Here is a 15,719-nt window from a genome sequence, read left to right as displayed (position 1 = left end):
ACGGGGAGCGGTACCCATGCACCTCTACCCATTCGCCGGCGTCGCGGGGACGAACGGCACCTGCATCGTGATGGCGCGGCCCGCCTGCACGAAGATGCCGCGCCCGGCCGGGAAGTCCGTCCGCTTGACACGGCCGAACGGGGTCTTGAAGATCGCGTCGCCGTCGTAGGTGTCGGGCTTGAGCACGATCCCCTGCCGGCCGGTCTTCCACTCGCCGAGCACGCCGATGCTGCCGCTGGCGCGGCTGATCTCCGCCTCGCCGATGAGCACATGGTCGCTGTTGTTCATCGCCTGCAGCAGCGCCCGCATCTGACGGTCGGCCGGTCCGTCGGCCAGGTGCGGGATGTCCTCGATGACGATCATGATGCGCCCACCGGGGTTGTCGGCGACCACGAGCTCGGCCAGCTCCGCGGCCAGCTCCTTCTCGTCCTCGGGCCTGGTGGCGCTTCGCACCCACTGGCGGAAGTCCTTCAGCTCGGCACGGCGGCTGCCGAAGTGGTACATCCGCACGTTCGGGTCGAACCGCTCCATGGCCACGATCAGCGCCCGCAGCGTGTTCGTGCGGCCGGAGGCCGGCGGCCCGGTGATGACGAACGAGCCGATCGGCTCGAAGCCGTGCGGGGCGAGCGTCTCGTCGGCCACGCCGAACACCGGCATCCCGTCCACCTGGGCGGGCATGTCGGAGGCCGGCACCATGGTCGGCAGGGCGCCGATCTCGGGCAGGTCCCGCACGCCCTGCTCGCGGAGCCGATCGCCGAGCGCGCTGAGCGCCTTGGCCTGCTCCACCGCGTTCGACGTGCCGCCCAGCACGGCGATCTGCGCCTCGTGCCCGTCGATGACCGCGCGACCGGGCACGGACTGCTCGTCCAGGACGTCCCTGGGCACGCCCAGGAGCATGTACTGGCTGGCATCCCCCATCCGCAGCACCACGCGGCGCGAGATGTTCGAGGCGACCGCGCTGGGCACGGCGTTGCCGCGGTCGGCGGTGATCACGGTGTGCAGGCCCAGGGTGCGCCCCTCACCGAGGATCCGCATGAAGATGCGGTAGAACGGCCCGCGGCCCGGAGCGACCTCCCAGTCCTTCTTGAACTCGGGGTAGTTGTCGATCAGCAGCAGGATGCGCGGCATCCGCGGGTCCCGCAGTTCGCGGTACTCCTGCACGGATGCGGCGCTGGCCGCTGCGAAGGCGGCGGAGCGGCGGTCCATCTCGCGGTCGAGGGTGCGGAACAGCCGCTGGATGCGCTCGACGTCGCCGCCGTCGACCACCGAGCCGACGTGCGGCAGCGCGGACAGCGCCGACAGTGAGCCGGAGGCGAAGTCGAGGCAGTACACGTGCACGCGGCCGAGGTCGGGGCGCATGCCGGCGGCCGTGCCGATGGTCTTCAGCAGCGTCGACTTGCCCGAGCCGGACGTGCCGTAGATCACCAGCGAGCCGTCCCGGTCGGGCACGAACACGGCCGGCTCCTGCAGCTGCCTCTCCGGCACGTCGACCATGGCGATCGGGATGCGCGTGTCGCCCTCGTTCGGCAGGTCGCGCAGATCCACCAGCGGCGAGAGGTCGTCCAGCCAGGGGCGGCGGGGCCGCTGCAGCCGCGCGGCATCCGCGGCCCGGATCAGGGTCGACACGATGCGCTTCTGGTCGTTCGGGCCGAGGTCCTCCTCGTGGGCATCCGACTCGGCCGGACGATCCGGCTCCCATTCGCGGGTCGCACCGAACCGCAGCTCGGCGACGCGCACCTCGGCCGCGGCCGCGTCGTCGTCGGTGCTCCAGCCGCCCGTGTAGGCGGACTGGAACGGCACCAGACGGCCGGGACCGGTCTTCGCGATCGCCCGGCCCGGGATGGACGGCGGGAACGTCGCCGCGATGGCGTCATCCACGACGTCGCGGGAGTCGGACTCGTCCGCCATGCGCAGCGCGATGCGGAGGTTGGTGTTCGCGCGCAGGTTGTCCTTGATGACGCCGGCGGGGCGCTGCGTGGCCATGATGAGGTGGATGCCGAGGGACCGGCCTCGCTGGGCGATGTCGACGACGCCGTCCACGAACTCCGGCATCTCGGATGCCAGGGCGGCGAACTCGTCGATGACCAGCACCAGCGCCGGCGGGCACTCCGGGTCCTGGCGCTTCTCGAGCTCGAGGAGGTCCTTCGCCTTCTTCCGGTTGAGCAGGTGCTCGCGGTGCTGGAGCTCCGCGCGGAGGCTGGTCAGCGCGCGGCGGACCAGGTGCGGGCTCAGGTCCGTCACCAGGCCGACGCAGTGCGGCAGCTCGACGCAGTCGGCGAAGGCGGAGCCGCCCTTGTAGTCGACGAAGAGGAAGGTGACCCGGTCGGGGCTGTGCGCGGCCGCCATGCCGAGCACCCACGCCTGCAGGAACTCCGACTTGCCGGCACCGGTGGTGCCGCCGACGAGGGCGTGCGGTCCGTGCGTGCGCAGGTCCAGCGCCATCGCGTCGCTCGCCCCCTGCCCGATGATGGCGCGGAGCGTGCCCGCCTTCTTCAGCCGGGGCCGCGGCGCCGGCGTCCGATCCACGATGGTGTTGTTCTGCCGCCACCGCTCGATCACCACCTGCGGGTCTTCCGCGATGGCGGGGTCGACCAGCTGCAGGAACATCACCGAGCCGGGGATGTCCGAGGCGTCGTGCACTACGGTGCTGGCGTCCACGACCGGCGCGAGGCGGCGGGCGAGCATCTGCATGTAGGCGTTGGAGACGCCCTCGACCTTGACGTGCTCGAACTTCTCGCCGTTGCGGACCAGGCCGACCTCGGCGTCCTCGAGGCCCCCGGTGACGTCGATGTAGCTGCGGCAGACGGCCGGCAGCGACTCCACGGTCGGGGAGATGAAGACCGCGTGCACACCGCGATCCGCGCCGCGCTCCAGCACGTCGGTGAGCCGCCCGCGGTCGACGGGGGCGTCGCTGGTGACGAACACGATCACCGAGACCGGCGGGGTGTTCTTGTGCTCGCCGGCCGCGCGGGCGACGTCCGTGCCGTACAGCAGCGGATTCCAGTCCTCCTTGAACGGGCCGCGCGGCTCACCGCCGCCCTCCGGCCCCGCCCGCAGGACGTACTCCTCGAGGCTGCTCAGCAGCGCGGCGGCGGTCGGGGCCGAGTCGGCGAGGGCCATGTCGCGGAACGGGCTGCGCTCGCTGGAGGTGTGCGGCATCCACTTCAGCCAGTCCAGCTCCGGCGTCCACGCCGAATCCGCGAACGCGACGGCGACGACGTCGTTCGGCGCGTGCATCCCGAACAGCTGCACCGCGAGCCCGCGCATGGCGTCCGCGACCGGAGCGTGGGGTCCGGCGACGCCCACGGAACCGGCATCCGGGAGCGTGTCGAACACCGGCACGTCGTCGACGAACTCGTAGCGCTCGCGCAGCCGGTCGACGCGTTCGATGAACTCGGGCAGCCCGTCCGGGACGTCGGCGTCGTCGATCCGGTTGCGCGCCGGGAGCCGGCAGCTGCCGAGCCGCACGCCGAGGAAGTTCCAGTGCTCGGGGCGGCGCGTCCACAGCATCGGCCCCAGACGCATCGCGTGGTCGAAGACCTCCGCGACGGGGGGCGCCTCGGCGTTGCGGGCCTGCTCCTCCTCCGGCTTGCCGTGGAAGAGGTCCTCCTCGAGCTGCTCGAACTGCCGCTCGAAGAGCAGGAACTCGTGGTTCTGGCTCTTCTTGCTCTGCACCGACTGGTTGATCAGGTTGCCGAACGCCATCAGCGGCGTCATCACGATCAACAGCAGAGAGCGGGGGTTGCCGTTCATGGCGTACAGCGCCATGCCCATCAGGATCGGCGCGACCAGGATCGGCCAGGGGAACATCTTGCCGATCTTCTCGGTGGGCAGCCGCGGCGGCTTGAACAGCGTGCCCGGGTAGCGCACCTCGACCCGGGGGCTGCGGTTGAACAGCAGCCCCCCGCCGCGCTCGATGATCGGCTCCTCGGCGGCCGAGCCGTCGAAGGAGCGGGCCAGGCGGAGCACGAGCGTGGTGCCGCCGATGACGAACGGCTCGCCCTCCTCGATGCGGACACGCTGCACCGCGATGCCGTCCACCAGCACGCCGTTGGCGGAGTTCAGGTCCACGACTTCGATGTGCGTGCCGACCTCCAGGCGCGCGTGCCGCTTGGAGACCATCGGGTCGGAAAGGACGACGTCGTTGGAGGCGTCGCGGCCGAGGAACACGTGCCCGGACGCGATCGGGAACTCCTGCCCGGCGAGCGTCCCGCCCACCGCGCGGAGCACGCCGACGATCTGGCGCTGTCCGACGGACGCGTAGTCCGGCCCGTAGTTGAGAACGGATGCCGCAAAGCCGGAGCCGATCGGCGCTTCGCCGATCGGGACGTCGGGCTGCAGCGGCACCAGACGATCGCCGGTGGGCGGCGCCACCGCGAGCGTGAGGACATCGCCCTCGGCCACCGGCGTCGACCGCGTCGGGTCGGCCTCGGCGATGTGTCGCGCCACATCCCCCGCCGTGGCGGTGGAGTCGGTCGTGATCACGATGTCGACAGGGTCGCCCGCCTGGCGATGCAGGGTCAGCTTCAGCCTCATCCGTTGTCCTCAGTCACGCTCTGTTCGTCCGTCGTCGTCATCGTCCGCCGCTCGCATCCGCGCTCATGCGCACGACCGCCGCGACCCGGTCGCCGAGGCGGATCATGTCGCCCTCGGTGGTCACGATCGGCCGGCCGGCCGCGATGCCGTACTCGGTGCCGCCGCGGATGAGCCCCGAGCCGTTCGTGGACCGGCAGTCGACGACCTCGAGCCCGCCCTCCACCGGCCGCACCAGCAGGTGCGTCTTGGAGAGCGAGCGGGTCTCGTCGGGCAGCGGGATCGGGCGCGCGCCGGGGTGCTGCGCCGCATCGGGGTTGCGCCCGAGCAGGACCGGCTCGGCGATCGGGATGCTGTCGCCGGTGTCGAACCGCAGCCCGAAGCGCACGGCCGGCGCGCCTTGCGGGGCGGGAGTCTGCGCCGGCTGCGGGGCGGGGGCCTGCGCCGGCTGCGGGGCGGGGGCGGGCGCCGGCTGCGGGGCGGGGGCGGGCGCCGACGCGGGACTCTGTACCACGGCGGGCTGGGCTGCCGGTGCGGGCTGGGCGGCGGGAGCCGGCTGCGGCGCCGGCGCCAGCGCGGCGACGGGTGCGGCCGCCGGCGCGGATGCCGGGGCGGCGGGCACCACCGGCACCACGGGCGATGCTGGGGACGACGACGGCACGGGAGCCGACGGCCGGTCGGACGCCTCCCGTGCGCGCGGGTCATGTGGCCGGGCCACGCCGACGACCCCGGCGCTCAGCCGGCTGCCCGGCCGGTACTCGGGCTGCGCTCCCGGGTCCACCGGCGTCGCGAGCGAGGGCAGCGGGGCGCGCTCCGGCACCGGTTCGGCCTTCACGGCTTTGCGGGCCACCCGCATCCGCTTCTCGTCGTACGGGTGCAGCCCCTTGCGCACGTCCACGAGCCACACGTTCGTGGCCTTGTCGTGCCAGCCGCGTCCGCGGCCCTGCGGATCGAACGTGGGCGAGATCAGGAAGGCGGGGGCCAGCAGCGGGATGAGCCCGGCCGCGGAGACCATGAGGAAGCGCAGCAGCACGGGGCCGACGCCGGGACGCTCCAGCGTGCGCACGTTCACCGTCCGGATGCCGGCGACGGCCTTGCCCACGGTCACGCCCTTGCGGCCGTGCAGGATCAGCTGCACGACGCCGAAGACGAGGGTGAGCAGCACCGTGATGGCGGCCATCACGACCGCGAGCGTGAAGTCCGGGTGGTTCAGGAACCCGTACGGCGAGACCGCTCCGGTAGCGAGCTTGAGCAGCAGCGGGACCCCGCCGAGCCACAGCGGCAGCTGCAGCAGCAGCCAGATCGCGCCGTCGCAGGCGGCGGCGAGGGCACGGCGGCCGAACGGCGCGCGCCGCAGTCCGAGCGCAGCCGCGTACGCGGGGTCGGGTCGTCCCGCCGCGTCGACGCCCTCGATCGTCGGCTTCTTCTCGTCGATCTCCCAGATCTCCTGAGTCACTCGACGCATCCCCTGCTCTCCGGTGAGGCCCGCCCGTCGGCGCGCTTGAGGATGACCTCGATGCACGTGCGCTCCGGGTGCGCGCCGGGGAGCGTGACGGTGTTCTCGGTGGTGTTCGCGGGATCCCCCGGCCCGTCCAGCGTCACCTGGTACCAGATGTAGGAGTCGCCCTCCTGCGGATCGGGGTTGGTCCAGCGGAAGCTCACGGTCTCGCCGCTCCGGCTGCCGGTCAGCTCGGTCACCGGGGGCACGATCGCGGAGATCGGATCCTGCGGGTCGACCGGCTCGGCAGAGGTCTCCGCCGGTTCCGGCACGAGCATGTCGGCGAGGGAGCTGCTGAACCAGAGCACCAGGACGAGCATCAGCACGCCGAGGGCGGTGATCAGCCAGCCCCACCAGGGCATCCCCCTCGAGCGCTTGTGCTCGACGGATGCCGACGCCGGCGCGGCCTCGGTCGCGGCCGCCGCGGCCTGCGCCGCCGGGGCCTCGGGGGCGAGGATCGTCGGCGGGCGCAGGAGGGTGCGGTCGTCCTCGGCCGCCGGCGCGGGAGCCTGGCTCGGGGCATCCGACGGCGGCGGGGCGGCCGGCGGGGACGCCGGCGGCGCGTCGAAGCGCGGAATGCCGCCGGGGCCGGCATCCGGCCGCTTCCGCTCCGTCGCGGCGGACGGTCGCGTCGCCGTCTGCGCCTCCGGGCTGATCGACTGCACCTGCCGCACCCGCGTCAGTCCGTCGCCGTCGTCCTCGACCTCGTCCGGGTGCGGATGCTCGTCGACGATGTCGATCGGCGTGACCGAATGCGCCAGCTCGATCTGCACCTTCTGCAGCGCCCGCGCGAACGCGACCGCGCTCGGATAGCGGTCGTCGGGATTCTTCGCCATCGACCGTTCGAGCACGGCCTGCAGACTGTCCGGAGAGTCGGCCCGGTTCAGCCGCGGCAGCGCGGCGCGCTCGATGCGCTCGATGAGGTCGGCGCTGGTGTTGCGCTCACCGGGGCGCTCGAACGGCGAGCGTCCCGCGAGGAGGGTGTACAGGGTGGCGCCGAGCGCCCAGACGTCGGTGCGCGGGCCGCTGGTGGGCGGGTCGGCGAACGACTCTGGCGGCGACCACGGGATGGACATGCCGGATGCCTCGCCGGTCGCGCCCGTGGTCGAGGCGATCCCGAAGTCGGTCAGCGCGGGCCGGTTGTACTCGGTGACGAGGATGTTGGCCGGCTTGATGTCGCGGTGCAGCACCCCGGCGCGGTGCGCCGTCTCCACGGCACCCGCGACCTGGATGCCCACGCGCAGCGCCTCGGCCACCGAGAACGGCTCCCGACGGGCACGGATCTGCAGGTTCGGGCGCGGGCAGTACTCCATCACCAGGTACGGCCGGCCGTCCGCCGCGACGCCCGCCTGGTAGATCGTGACGATGGCCGGATGCGTGGAGAGCATGGCCATCACGTTCGCCTCGTCGGTGAACTCCTGCGCGGCTCCGCTGGAGATCCGCTCGGCGAGCAGCACCTTCACCGCCACGCGGCGGCGGGGCATGTGCTGCTCGTACAGGAAGACGTCGGCGAACCCGCCGGTGCCGAGCGGCTCGAGGTAGGTGAAGCCGGGCAGGTCCGGCGGCGGAGAGGGCGGCCGGTTCACGGCAGATCCTCGAAGGCGACTGTCACGCCGTCCCCGAGGTCGACCACGTCGCCGGACACCACGATGGTGGGCTCACCCGGGTGCAGACGCACCGGATCGGCGCCGGCGCGCAGCAGAGTGGAGCCGTTCGTGGTGTGCAGGTCGACCACCACGACCGTGTCGCCCTCGGGCCGGATCTCCAGGTGGCTGCGGGAGATGTCCTGCTGCGGGCTCTCCACGGCCACCAGGTGCGGCATGTTCGCCCCGCTCGCGCGGGTGGAGCGCGGGCGGCGGCCGATGATCACGGTGCGGTCGAGCGTGACGACCTGTCCGGTGGACACCCGGATGCGGCCCGACGGCGCGACCGGGATGACGGCGGTGGGCGCCTCCGGCGGCGCGGCCGGCGGAGCCTGACGCAGATTGCGGAGCTCGGATGCCGCGATGGTGGCGCCGTCGTGGTCGCCGAAGACCGGCGGTGCCGGAGCCGGCGAGACGGGAGCGGGCGGCGCCGGCGGCTTCGGCGGGGTGTGCACGGTGGCGCCGAAGAGCTGGTCGAAGTCGTCCTCCGCCGGGGCGTAGGTGACCTCGGTGGGCAGCAGGGTCACGCCGTTGTCGGCTGCGGGCGCCGCAGGCTCGGACTCTGAGCTCGTCGAAGGCTCCGGGGAAACAGGGGACGCTTCGACGGGCTCAGCGTCCGGCTGGGACTCGGACCCTGAGCTTGTCGAAAGGTGGGACGCTTCGACGGGCTCAGCGTCCGTCTGGGGCTCGGCGCCCGTCGCGGGGAAGACGGGCGGGGCGAGCGGGTCGGAGTCGGCGCGGAGGTCCGCCTCGGCGGAGGCGGCGAGCACGATGCCGCTCTGCAGCGGGAGTGCGGCCGGCGAGGCGGGCTCCTCGGCGGCGATCTCGACCCGCGTCGCGTTCGCGGCGAAGCGCTCGCTCCAGGTGGTGACGTCCGCTCCCGACACGGTCTCGCTGCCGGCATCCGCGGTGACCGTCACCGCGACCTCGCCGCGCACGGCGACGCGCACATCCTCACCCTCGGCGATCGCGGCGGCGAACGAGGGCATGCCGGTGAACGATCCGGCGCCGCCCGCCAGCACGTCGATCGCGGTCGCCAGGCTCGGCTTCTCGGCGAGCCGGTCCCACAGCGCGCGGACGATCTCGCCCTCCGCCTCGGCGGGCACGGTCACGAGCACGCCCGGCATGGCGATCAGGTACCACGATCCCGGTCGGTAGGTCGTCTGCATCAGCGGGTCCCTCCTGCTGCGATCTCACGCCGGTGCGTGTCCGCGTCGATGTCCGTCTCGTCGTCCGCCTGCATCGGCGTTCCCGGTCGCGACGCGACCGCGACGGCGTCCACCACCACGACGGTGATGTTGTCCCGTCCCCCCGCGCGCAGGGCCTCGTCCACCAGCGCCTGTGCGGCGGCCTGAGGATCCGGCTCGTCGTAGAGGATCTCACGGATCCTCGCGATCGGCACCTCGGACGACAGTCCGTCCGAGCAGATCAGCATCCGGTCGCCGAGCTCGGCGGGGAACAGCCAGTAGTCCGCCTCGCCGGTGCTGCTGGCGCCGATCGCCCGCGTGATGATGTTGCGGCGGCGGTCGGTGAGCGCCTCCTCGGCGGTGATCTCGCCCGCCTCGATGAGCTCCTGCACGACGGAGTGGTCGACCGTGATCTGCTCGAGCTCGCCGTCCGCGAGGCGGTAGGTGCGCGAGTCGCCGATGTTCAGCGCGAGCCAGTACCCCATCCCGTCGACGGAGGCGATCACCACTCCGCTCAGCGTGGTGCCGGCCCGGCCGTCGAGGGCGCTGGAGAGGCTGTCGACGGCGGCGTGCGCGCGGGCGACGGCGAGCCGCACGTCGTCGAGCTCGAGCGCGGTGCGCCCGATGAACGGGAGGAACTCGGCGATCGCGGTGGCGCTCGCACGCGCGCCCGCCTCGTGTCCGCCCATGCCGTCGGCGACGAGGAACACCGGCGCGCTGGCCAGGTGCGCATCCTCGTTCACGGAGCGGCGGACGCCGGGGTGGGTCGCCGATCCGGGCGCGGCGACGAGGGGAAGTGTCATGCGTAACCGCCGATCGTCACCACGCGATCGCCGATCTCGATCGCGTCGCCGAGCCGCACCGGCACCTGCTGCCCGGCCGGACAGGCGATGCGCTGACCGTCGCGGACGATCGTCATGCCGTTCGTGGAGTGCAGGTCGCGCACCCACCCGCCGGATGCCTCGGCCGCCGCCTCGAAGTGCGTCTTCGACAGCGACAGGGTCTCGTCGCGGACGGCGACGGCCAGCGCCCCCGGCTCCGCGTTCGGGTTGCGGCCGAACACCGTGCGCCGCGAGACGGTGACGCGGGTGCCGTCGTCCCAGGTGAAGACGAGGCGATGGCCGGGGACGCTGATCCGCGTCTCCTCGATGTCGTCGGCGGCATCCGCCGCGGATGCCGGGGCCGCCGGAGCCGGGACCGCGGGAGGTTCGACGGCCGGCGCGGGCACGGCGGGCGGCTCGACCGCGGGCGCCGGCTCGGCCGGGGTGGCGGGTTCCGGCACCGGGGATGCCGGCGGCGCGGGCGCCGGAACGGCGGGCAGGTCCGGCCCCGGGGCGGCCGGGGCGGCGGGCGGCGGCACGGCAGGACCGGTGGGTGTCTGCGGTGCCGGCGGGGCGTCCGCGCGCTGCGGCGGGCCGTCCTGGGTGACGCCGGGGACGAACGCGATCAGCCCGGCATCCGGCGCCGCGCTCGGCGCGGGACGGTGCTGCAGCTGCGTCTCCTCGATGTCGCTCACCGGCGCTGCGGCGGCCGGGGCTGCCGGCTCTGGCAGCGGCGGGCGCGGCGGCGCGGGGAACGCCGGCTGCGGGAACGCCGGCTGCGGGAACGCCAGCGCCGACGGGGCCGGATCGGCGGGCTGCCGGGAGGCCGGGCTCGCCAGGTCCGGGCGGGCCGGTACGGCGGAGGGCGGCGTCGGGAACCCGGGCGGGGGCGTCCGCTCGAACGCGGGCTGGGGAAGGGCCGGCGACGCGGGCGCGGTCATCGCGTCGGGCGTCCGCGCGGTCCTGGCGTCGAGCATGAGGGAGCCCGCCACCTTGTCGTGCCAGCCCTGGAATCGGCCCGAGCCGTCGAACAGCGGCGTGAAATAGCCGACCACGATCGAGGCCGCCAGGCCGAAGATGACGTTCCGCAGCAGCGTACGGCCGAACCCCAGCGGTCCGCCGTCGTCGGCGCGCACCAGGCGCAGACCCTGCGCCCGCATCCCGATCGACCCCGAGCGGGACTGCATCAGCGTGTACACGACGAACCAGCCGAGCATCAGCAGGCTGATCAGGGGGGCGCCGAGCGCGAGCGTGGCCAGCATCCCCTCGGGCGAACCGGAGAGCGTGGCCGCGACCACCAGCACCGTCCCCAGGACGATGCCGAGACCGGCGGCGATCAGGGCGTCGATGACGTAGGCCACGGCGCGCCGTGAAACCGGGGCGACCTGCCCGAACGCAACCTGTGTCATGACGTCGTCTCGCTCTCCGCTGGGGTGGATGTGGTGGTCTCGATGCTGGCACGTCCGCCGCGCACGCGCGCGGCCGCGGCGTCCTTGAGCTCCTGCAGGCGCCCGCTGATCGCGCTGCCGCCGAGCACCGAGCGCAGGTTCAGCCGCGCCTTGGTGCGCTTCCAGAAGCCGGCCTGCGCGCCAAGGCCGGCGACGATTCCGTCGACCTCGTTCCAGAACGCGTCGACCTCCTCCGGCGTGGGCTCGGCGGGTCCGAACACCTCGGCGTCGGCGCGGTCGGCCAGCGCGGTGACGGCGGGTACGGTGAATGTCTCGGCGACGCGGGCCGCCTCCTCGGTGCGGGTGGCGCCGGCAGGCAGGCGCGCGCCGTAGTCGATGGCGCGGTCGGTGAGCTCGTCCCAGCCGCCGCTGATCCGGTCGGCGGTACGCTCGGCCGCACGGCGGGCGCGCCGCTTCGCCGCCTTCCAGGCGCCGATCACGATGAACGGGGATGCCAGCAGCGCGAGGATCGCGAAGGAGATCCCGGTGATCGCCAGGATGGTGCCGATGATGCCGAGGATGTTCAGCGACTCGTCCTCGGACTCGCGGTCGTCCGGCAGCGTGGGCGGCAGGTCGACCGGCTCCTGCGGCGGGGGCGGCGGCTGCAGCACCTGCGGCTTCGGGTCCACCCGAGGCTTGGTGTTCTGGTCGTTGGGCACCTTGTCCTCGGGCGGCGTCGGGTTGAAGGTGAGCCATCCGAAGCCGGCGAAGTTGATCTCGGTCCAGGCGTGCAGGGTGTCGCCGGTGGCTTCGAAGACAGCCTGGTCCTTCTGCTCCTCGTCCGGGTAGAAGCCCATCACGACGCGCGCCGGGATGCCGACCTCGCGCGCGAGCAGCGCCATCGCGACGGCGTACTGCTCGTCGTCGCCGATCATCTGGTCCCCGCCGAGGAGGGTGGAGATGCGCTCGGAGGTGTGGCCGGCCCGCGAGATCACCTCACCCTCGAGGCCGTGGCTGAAGAAGCCACCCTCGGCGAGGAAGGTCTCCAGCGCCCGCACCTGCTCGATGGGCGTCTCGGCGCCGGCGACGATCTCGGATGCCAGGGCGGAGAGCTCCTGCGGGACGTTGCTCTGCTTGGGCATCGGCACCTTGCCGAAGTCCGCGTCGCCCAGCCGGTCGTCGTCGGGAGTGGCCGGGATGATCGTCTCCACCGTGTAGGCGTCGCCGCGGGCGAGCTTCGAGGTGGCCACCGCGGTGCCGGTGGCGGGGTTGTAGTAGGTGCTGCGGCGCAGCTCCTCGGCGCGGTCGCCCTGGAAGCGGATCGCCGAGACGTGCCCGGCATCCGGCACCCACACGGCGTTGTACTCCGCGATCTCGATCTTCAGCGTGGCGGGCACGCCCTCCGCATCCGGCGCCATGTTCGAGCGCAGCGGCGTGAACGCGCTCGAGGATCCCGGTCCCCCGTCGGTGACGTTGTAGACCATGCCGTCGAACTGATCCATGGTGCCGATGCGGATGCGGGCGTCCTCGGGGAGTCCGCGCACGGTGAACAGCGTCTTGTTCTTGTGGTCGCGGACGTGCTTGCGGAACGACTGCAGCGGGCTGGGGTAGTCGCGGATGTCGAACGGCGGGATGATCACGTCCCGGAACACGTGCCGGGGCTGCTGCGGGGTCGCGAACGCGCTCGTGGCGACGCCGGCGCCGCCGGCGATGACGAGCACCGCGGCGCCGGCGACGATCCGCCGCATCCGCATGTGCGCGGCGCGCGCCGGGTCGACCTCGCCCACCGACACGGCGGCGTTGCGCGGCGCCCAGATCTGCCGCACGGCGAGCCAGACGATGGAGAGGACGGCCACGAGGAGCCCCTGCGCCACCGGCATCGCCGGCTCCGGGGTGCCGAGGGCGATGACCAGCGCGAGCGTCGCCGCGACGGGCAGGAGGGCCCACACGACGCGCTCCAGGCGCAGCGCGAGGGACGCGGTGACGGAGCTCGCGACGAGCGCGAGCAGGAACGGCACGATGAGGTGACCGTCGGCGGCCGACACCGGAGCCACCGTGGTGAGGAGCTGCTTCCAGGAGGTCACCACGCCGAGCGCCAGCAGCCGCAGCGTCTCCAGGCTGGGGAGGAACCCGAGGAGGGCGGTGTGCGGCAGGGCGAGCGCGCCGCCGAACACGAAGTAGGCGGCGATGACCAGCCCGGTGACGATGAGCACGCCCCATCGGCGGAGGGTGCAGACGGCGGCGATGGCGAGGCCGAGCAGGATGCCGCCGACCGCGGCCGGCAGGTAGGACGGCCCCGCGAACGTGGGCAGGAAGCCGACCATCGCGACGCCGATGAGCAGCGCGGTCATGCCGAGATCGAGGATCCAGCGGCGCGGGGCGAGAGTCATGCGAGCACCTTCCGCAGGGCGAGCGGGATCTGCTCGAGCGCACCGACGGAGACGACGTCGGCATCGCCGATGCGGCGCAGGGCGGGCAGGTCGACCGACGTGTCGGCGACGACGACCATCACGCGGGCGCCGAACGGCAGCCGCGAGCAGGCGAGGCGGAGGTCGTCCGGGGACACCTTCGACCCGCAGACGAGCACCACCACGCTGGCCAGGGGCATCGTCGCGGCGACGACGCCGGCCAGCTCGGCGACACCGCCCTCGCGCGGCCTGCTGCTCTCCAGCGCGGAGAGCGAGTCGAGCATCTGCTTGCCGGTGCGAGCGGGCAGCTCCCGGCCCTGCACGCGCAGGTCCACGCGCTGGGAGTCGCGGAGGGCGCGCAGGCCGATCGACCCGGCGGCCGAGATGCCGAGCTCGAAGTCGTCATCGGAGGCGTAGTCGCCGGTGGAGCGGGACAGGCCGATCACGAAGTGCGAGCGCCGGGTCTCCTCGAACTGGCGCACCATCATCACGCCGGTGCGCGCCGTCGAGCGCCAGTGCACATGGCGGAGGTCATCGCCCGGCTGGTATTCGTTGAGCGCGTGGAAGGACACGTCGTCGCGGGACAGGTCGGTGGCCGGCAGCCCCTCCAGATCGCGCAGGTAGCCGAGGGACTGCCCCTCGAACAGGATCGTCCGCGGGTGCACGTACAGGTCGACCGGATCGTCGCGGCGGTGGGCGCGTTCGAAGAGGCCGAGCGGATCGCCGCGCACGACGCTCACCGGCCCGACCTTGACCACGCCGCGCCTCTGCGTCGGGATGGCGAACAGCTCCTCGGCCTCCTCGCCGGGGGCGAGGCGGCCGATGCCGAACTCGCCGCGTCCCGACCCGACGGGCAGCACGACGCGGGAGGGCAGGATCGCCCGGGTGCCGCGGTTGGCGAGGGTCAGGGCGCCGACGGCGCGCTCCCCCACCACGACGCGGGTGCGCGCGAGGTCGAGGGACACGTCGTACTCGGTGCGCCCGATGAGGAACAAGGAGCACAGCACGAGGACGATGGCCATGACGGCCGCGGCGACGGTGAGCTCGACCCATCCGAGCAGCTGCCCGGTGATCCAGAACAGCGCCGTGGTGCCGATCAGCACCCACGCCAGCGGACGGATCACCGCGGCGATGCGGCGGAGACGCTCGAGGACGCGCACCCCGATGACGGCCGCGATGTCACGCCACCCGGCGTCTCGCTCCGTGGTCGCGGGAGCCGCCGGAAGCGTCTCCGCCGTCATCAGGCCGCCGCTCGGGCCTGCGGTGCGGCGACGCCGTCGAGCACACGGGCGATGACGGCGTCGGCCGTCGTGCCGGCGAACTCCGCCTCAGCGTCCAGCAGCAGGCGGTGCTGCCAGACCGGGCGGGCGAGGGCCTTGATGTCGTCGGGCAGCACATAGTGCCGTCCGTGCGCGGCGGCCCACACCTTCGCGATGCGGATCATCGCGATCGCCCCGCGGACGGAGACGCCCAGGCGGATGGCGGGATCGGTGCGGGTGGCCTCGGCGAGCTCGGCGACGTACCGCAGCACCGCTGCCTCGACGTGTGTGGTGGCGCCGAGGTCGGCCATGTCGGCGACGGCGCTGGTGGTGATGATCGCCGACAGGGATGCGGACGGGTTGCGGTGCGACGCGCCCCGAAGGATGCTCTCGGTCACCTCGAGGTCGGGGTAGCCGATCGAGGTCTTGATGAGGAAGCGGTCCAGCTGAGCCTCCGGCAGCTTGTACGTGCCGGCCTGCTCGATGGGGTTCTGCGTGGCGATCACCAGGAACGGACGTCCGGTCTCGTGGGTGACGCCGTCGACGGTGACGCGGGATTCCTCCATCACCTCGAGCAGCGCCGACTGGGTCTTCGGCGAGGCGCGGTTGATCTCGTCGGCGAGCACGATCGACGCGAAGATCGGGCCCTTGTGGAACTGGAAGCGGTGCGACTGCTGGTCGTAGATCGTGACGCCGGTGACGTCGGACGGCAGCAGGTCGGGCGTGAACTGGATGCGGGAGCTCGTGCCCTGCACGGTGGCCGCCAGCGCCTTCGCCAGGCTCGTCTTCCCGGTGCCCGGGGCGTCCTCGAGCAGCACGTGCCCCTCGGCGAGCATCGACGCGAGCACCAGGCTCACCACGTCGCGCTTGCCCTGCACGGCCTTGTCGACGTTGTCGACGAGGCGGTGGAAGGTCCCCTGGAACCAGGCGGCCTGTTCGGGTGTCATCGTCATCGGTTCATTCCTCTTGTGTGTTCCGTCCG

9 protein-coding genes are annotated in these 15,719 nt (G+C 72.9%); all 9 read right to left on the bottom strand.

All coding sequences use genetic code 11. The features are described 5' to 3' along the window. Window positions 1–24: 24 nt before the first annotated feature. From JRG78_RS01190 to JRG78_RS01150, 9 genes are read right to left on the bottom strand one after another with little or no spacing between them, the layout of a single operon-like run. Entirely contained in the window at window positions 25–4,536 is a 4,512-nt protein-coding gene (locus JRG78_RS01190; RefSeq protein ID WP_272653508.1) for an FtsK/SpoIIIE domain-containing protein, read from the bottom strand. A gap of 37 nt (window positions 4,537–4,573) precedes the next feature. Beyond that, a complete protein-coding gene (locus tag JRG78_RS01185; protein ID WP_272653507.1) occupies window positions 4,574–5,989 on the bottom strand; it encodes an RDD family protein in 1,416 nt (471 codons plus the stop codon). Continuing rightward, entirely contained in the window at window positions 5,986–7,617 is a 1,632-nt protein-coding gene (locus tag JRG78_RS01180) for a serine/threonine-protein kinase (RefSeq protein WP_272653506.1), read from the bottom strand. Before JRG78_RS01180 ends, JRG78_RS01185 begins: the two co-directional genes overlap by 4 nt. Next, window positions 7,614–8,843, bottom strand: coding sequence for an FHA domain-containing protein (locus JRG78_RS01175; protein WP_272653505.1), 1,230 nt, complete (start codon window positions 8,841–8,843; stop codon window positions 7,614–7,616). The genes JRG78_RS01180 and JRG78_RS01175 overlap by 4 nt, the downstream gene beginning before the upstream one ends. Further along, a complete protein-coding gene (locus JRG78_RS01170; RefSeq protein ID WP_259607201.1) occupies window positions 8,843–9,664 on the bottom strand; it encodes a PP2C family protein-serine/threonine phosphatase in 822 nt (273 codons plus the stop codon). The genes JRG78_RS01175 and JRG78_RS01170 overlap by 1 nt, the downstream gene beginning before the upstream one ends. Continuing rightward, window positions 9,661–11,091: an RDD family protein gene (locus JRG78_RS01165; RefSeq protein ID WP_259607200.1), complete on the bottom strand. Its 1,431-nt coding sequence runs from the start codon at window positions 11,089–11,091 to the stop codon at window positions 9,661–9,663. Before JRG78_RS01165 ends, JRG78_RS01170 begins: the two co-directional genes overlap by 4 nt. Beyond that, the gene (locus tag JRG78_RS01160) at window positions 11,088–13,460 is read right to left on the bottom strand and encodes a transglutaminase family protein (RefSeq protein ID WP_272653504.1); all 2,373 of its coding nucleotides are present in this window, start codon (window positions 13,458–13,460) and stop codon (window positions 11,088–11,090) included. The genes JRG78_RS01165 and JRG78_RS01160 overlap by 4 nt, the downstream gene beginning before the upstream one ends. Then, window positions 13,457–14,719: a DUF58 domain-containing protein gene (locus JRG78_RS01155; RefSeq protein ID WP_272653503.1), complete on the bottom strand. Its 1,263-nt coding sequence runs from the start codon at window positions 14,717–14,719 to the stop codon at window positions 13,457–13,459. Before JRG78_RS01155 ends, JRG78_RS01160 begins: the two co-directional genes overlap by 4 nt. Further along, window positions 14,719–15,690 (bottom strand): AAA family ATPase, encoded by a 972-nt coding sequence (locus tag JRG78_RS01150; RefSeq protein WP_259607197.1) that lies wholly within the window; start codon window positions 15,688–15,690, stop codon window positions 14,719–14,721. The genes JRG78_RS01155 and JRG78_RS01150 overlap by 1 nt, the downstream gene beginning before the upstream one ends. Window positions 15,691–15,719 lie beyond the last annotated feature (29 nt).

It is taken from the genome of Microbacterium sp. EF45047 (assembly GCF_028472845.1).
GTDB classification, from domain to species: Bacteria; Actinomycetota; Actinomycetes; order Actinomycetales; family Microbacteriaceae; genus Microbacterium; species Microbacterium neungamense.
This window is presented reverse-complemented; position numbering and strand designations above follow the sequence as displayed.

What these genes read in the sequence shown, in the direction of transcription:
- JRG78_RS01160 (WP_272653504.1), bottom strand. Translation starts at nt 13,460, where the DNA reads ATGACTCTCGCCCCGCGCCGCTGGATCCTCGATCTCGGCATGACCGCG.
- JRG78_RS01170 (WP_259607201.1), bottom strand. Translation starts at nt 9,664, where the DNA reads ATGACACTTCCCCTCGTCGCCGCGCCCGGATCGGCGACCCACCCCGGC.
- JRG78_RS01165 (WP_259607200.1), bottom strand. Translation starts at nt 11,091, where the DNA reads ATGACACAGGTTGCGTTCGGGCAGGTCGCCCCGGTTTCACGGCGCGCC.
- JRG78_RS01190 (WP_272653508.1), bottom strand. Translation starts at nt 4,536, where the DNA reads ATGAGGCTGAAGCTGACCCTGCATCGCCAGGCGGGCGACCCTGTCGAC.
- JRG78_RS01175 (WP_272653505.1), bottom strand. Translation starts at nt 8,843, where the DNA reads ATGCAGACGACCTACCGACCGGGATCGTGGTACCTGATCGCCATGCCG.
- JRG78_RS01155 (WP_272653503.1), bottom strand. Translation starts at nt 14,719, where the DNA reads ATGACGGCGGAGACGCTTCCGGCGGCTCCCGCGACCACGGAGCGAGAC.
- JRG78_RS01150 (WP_259607197.1), bottom strand. Translation starts at nt 15,690, where the DNA reads ATGACGATGACACCCGAACAGGCCGCCTGGTTCCAGGGGACCTTCCAC.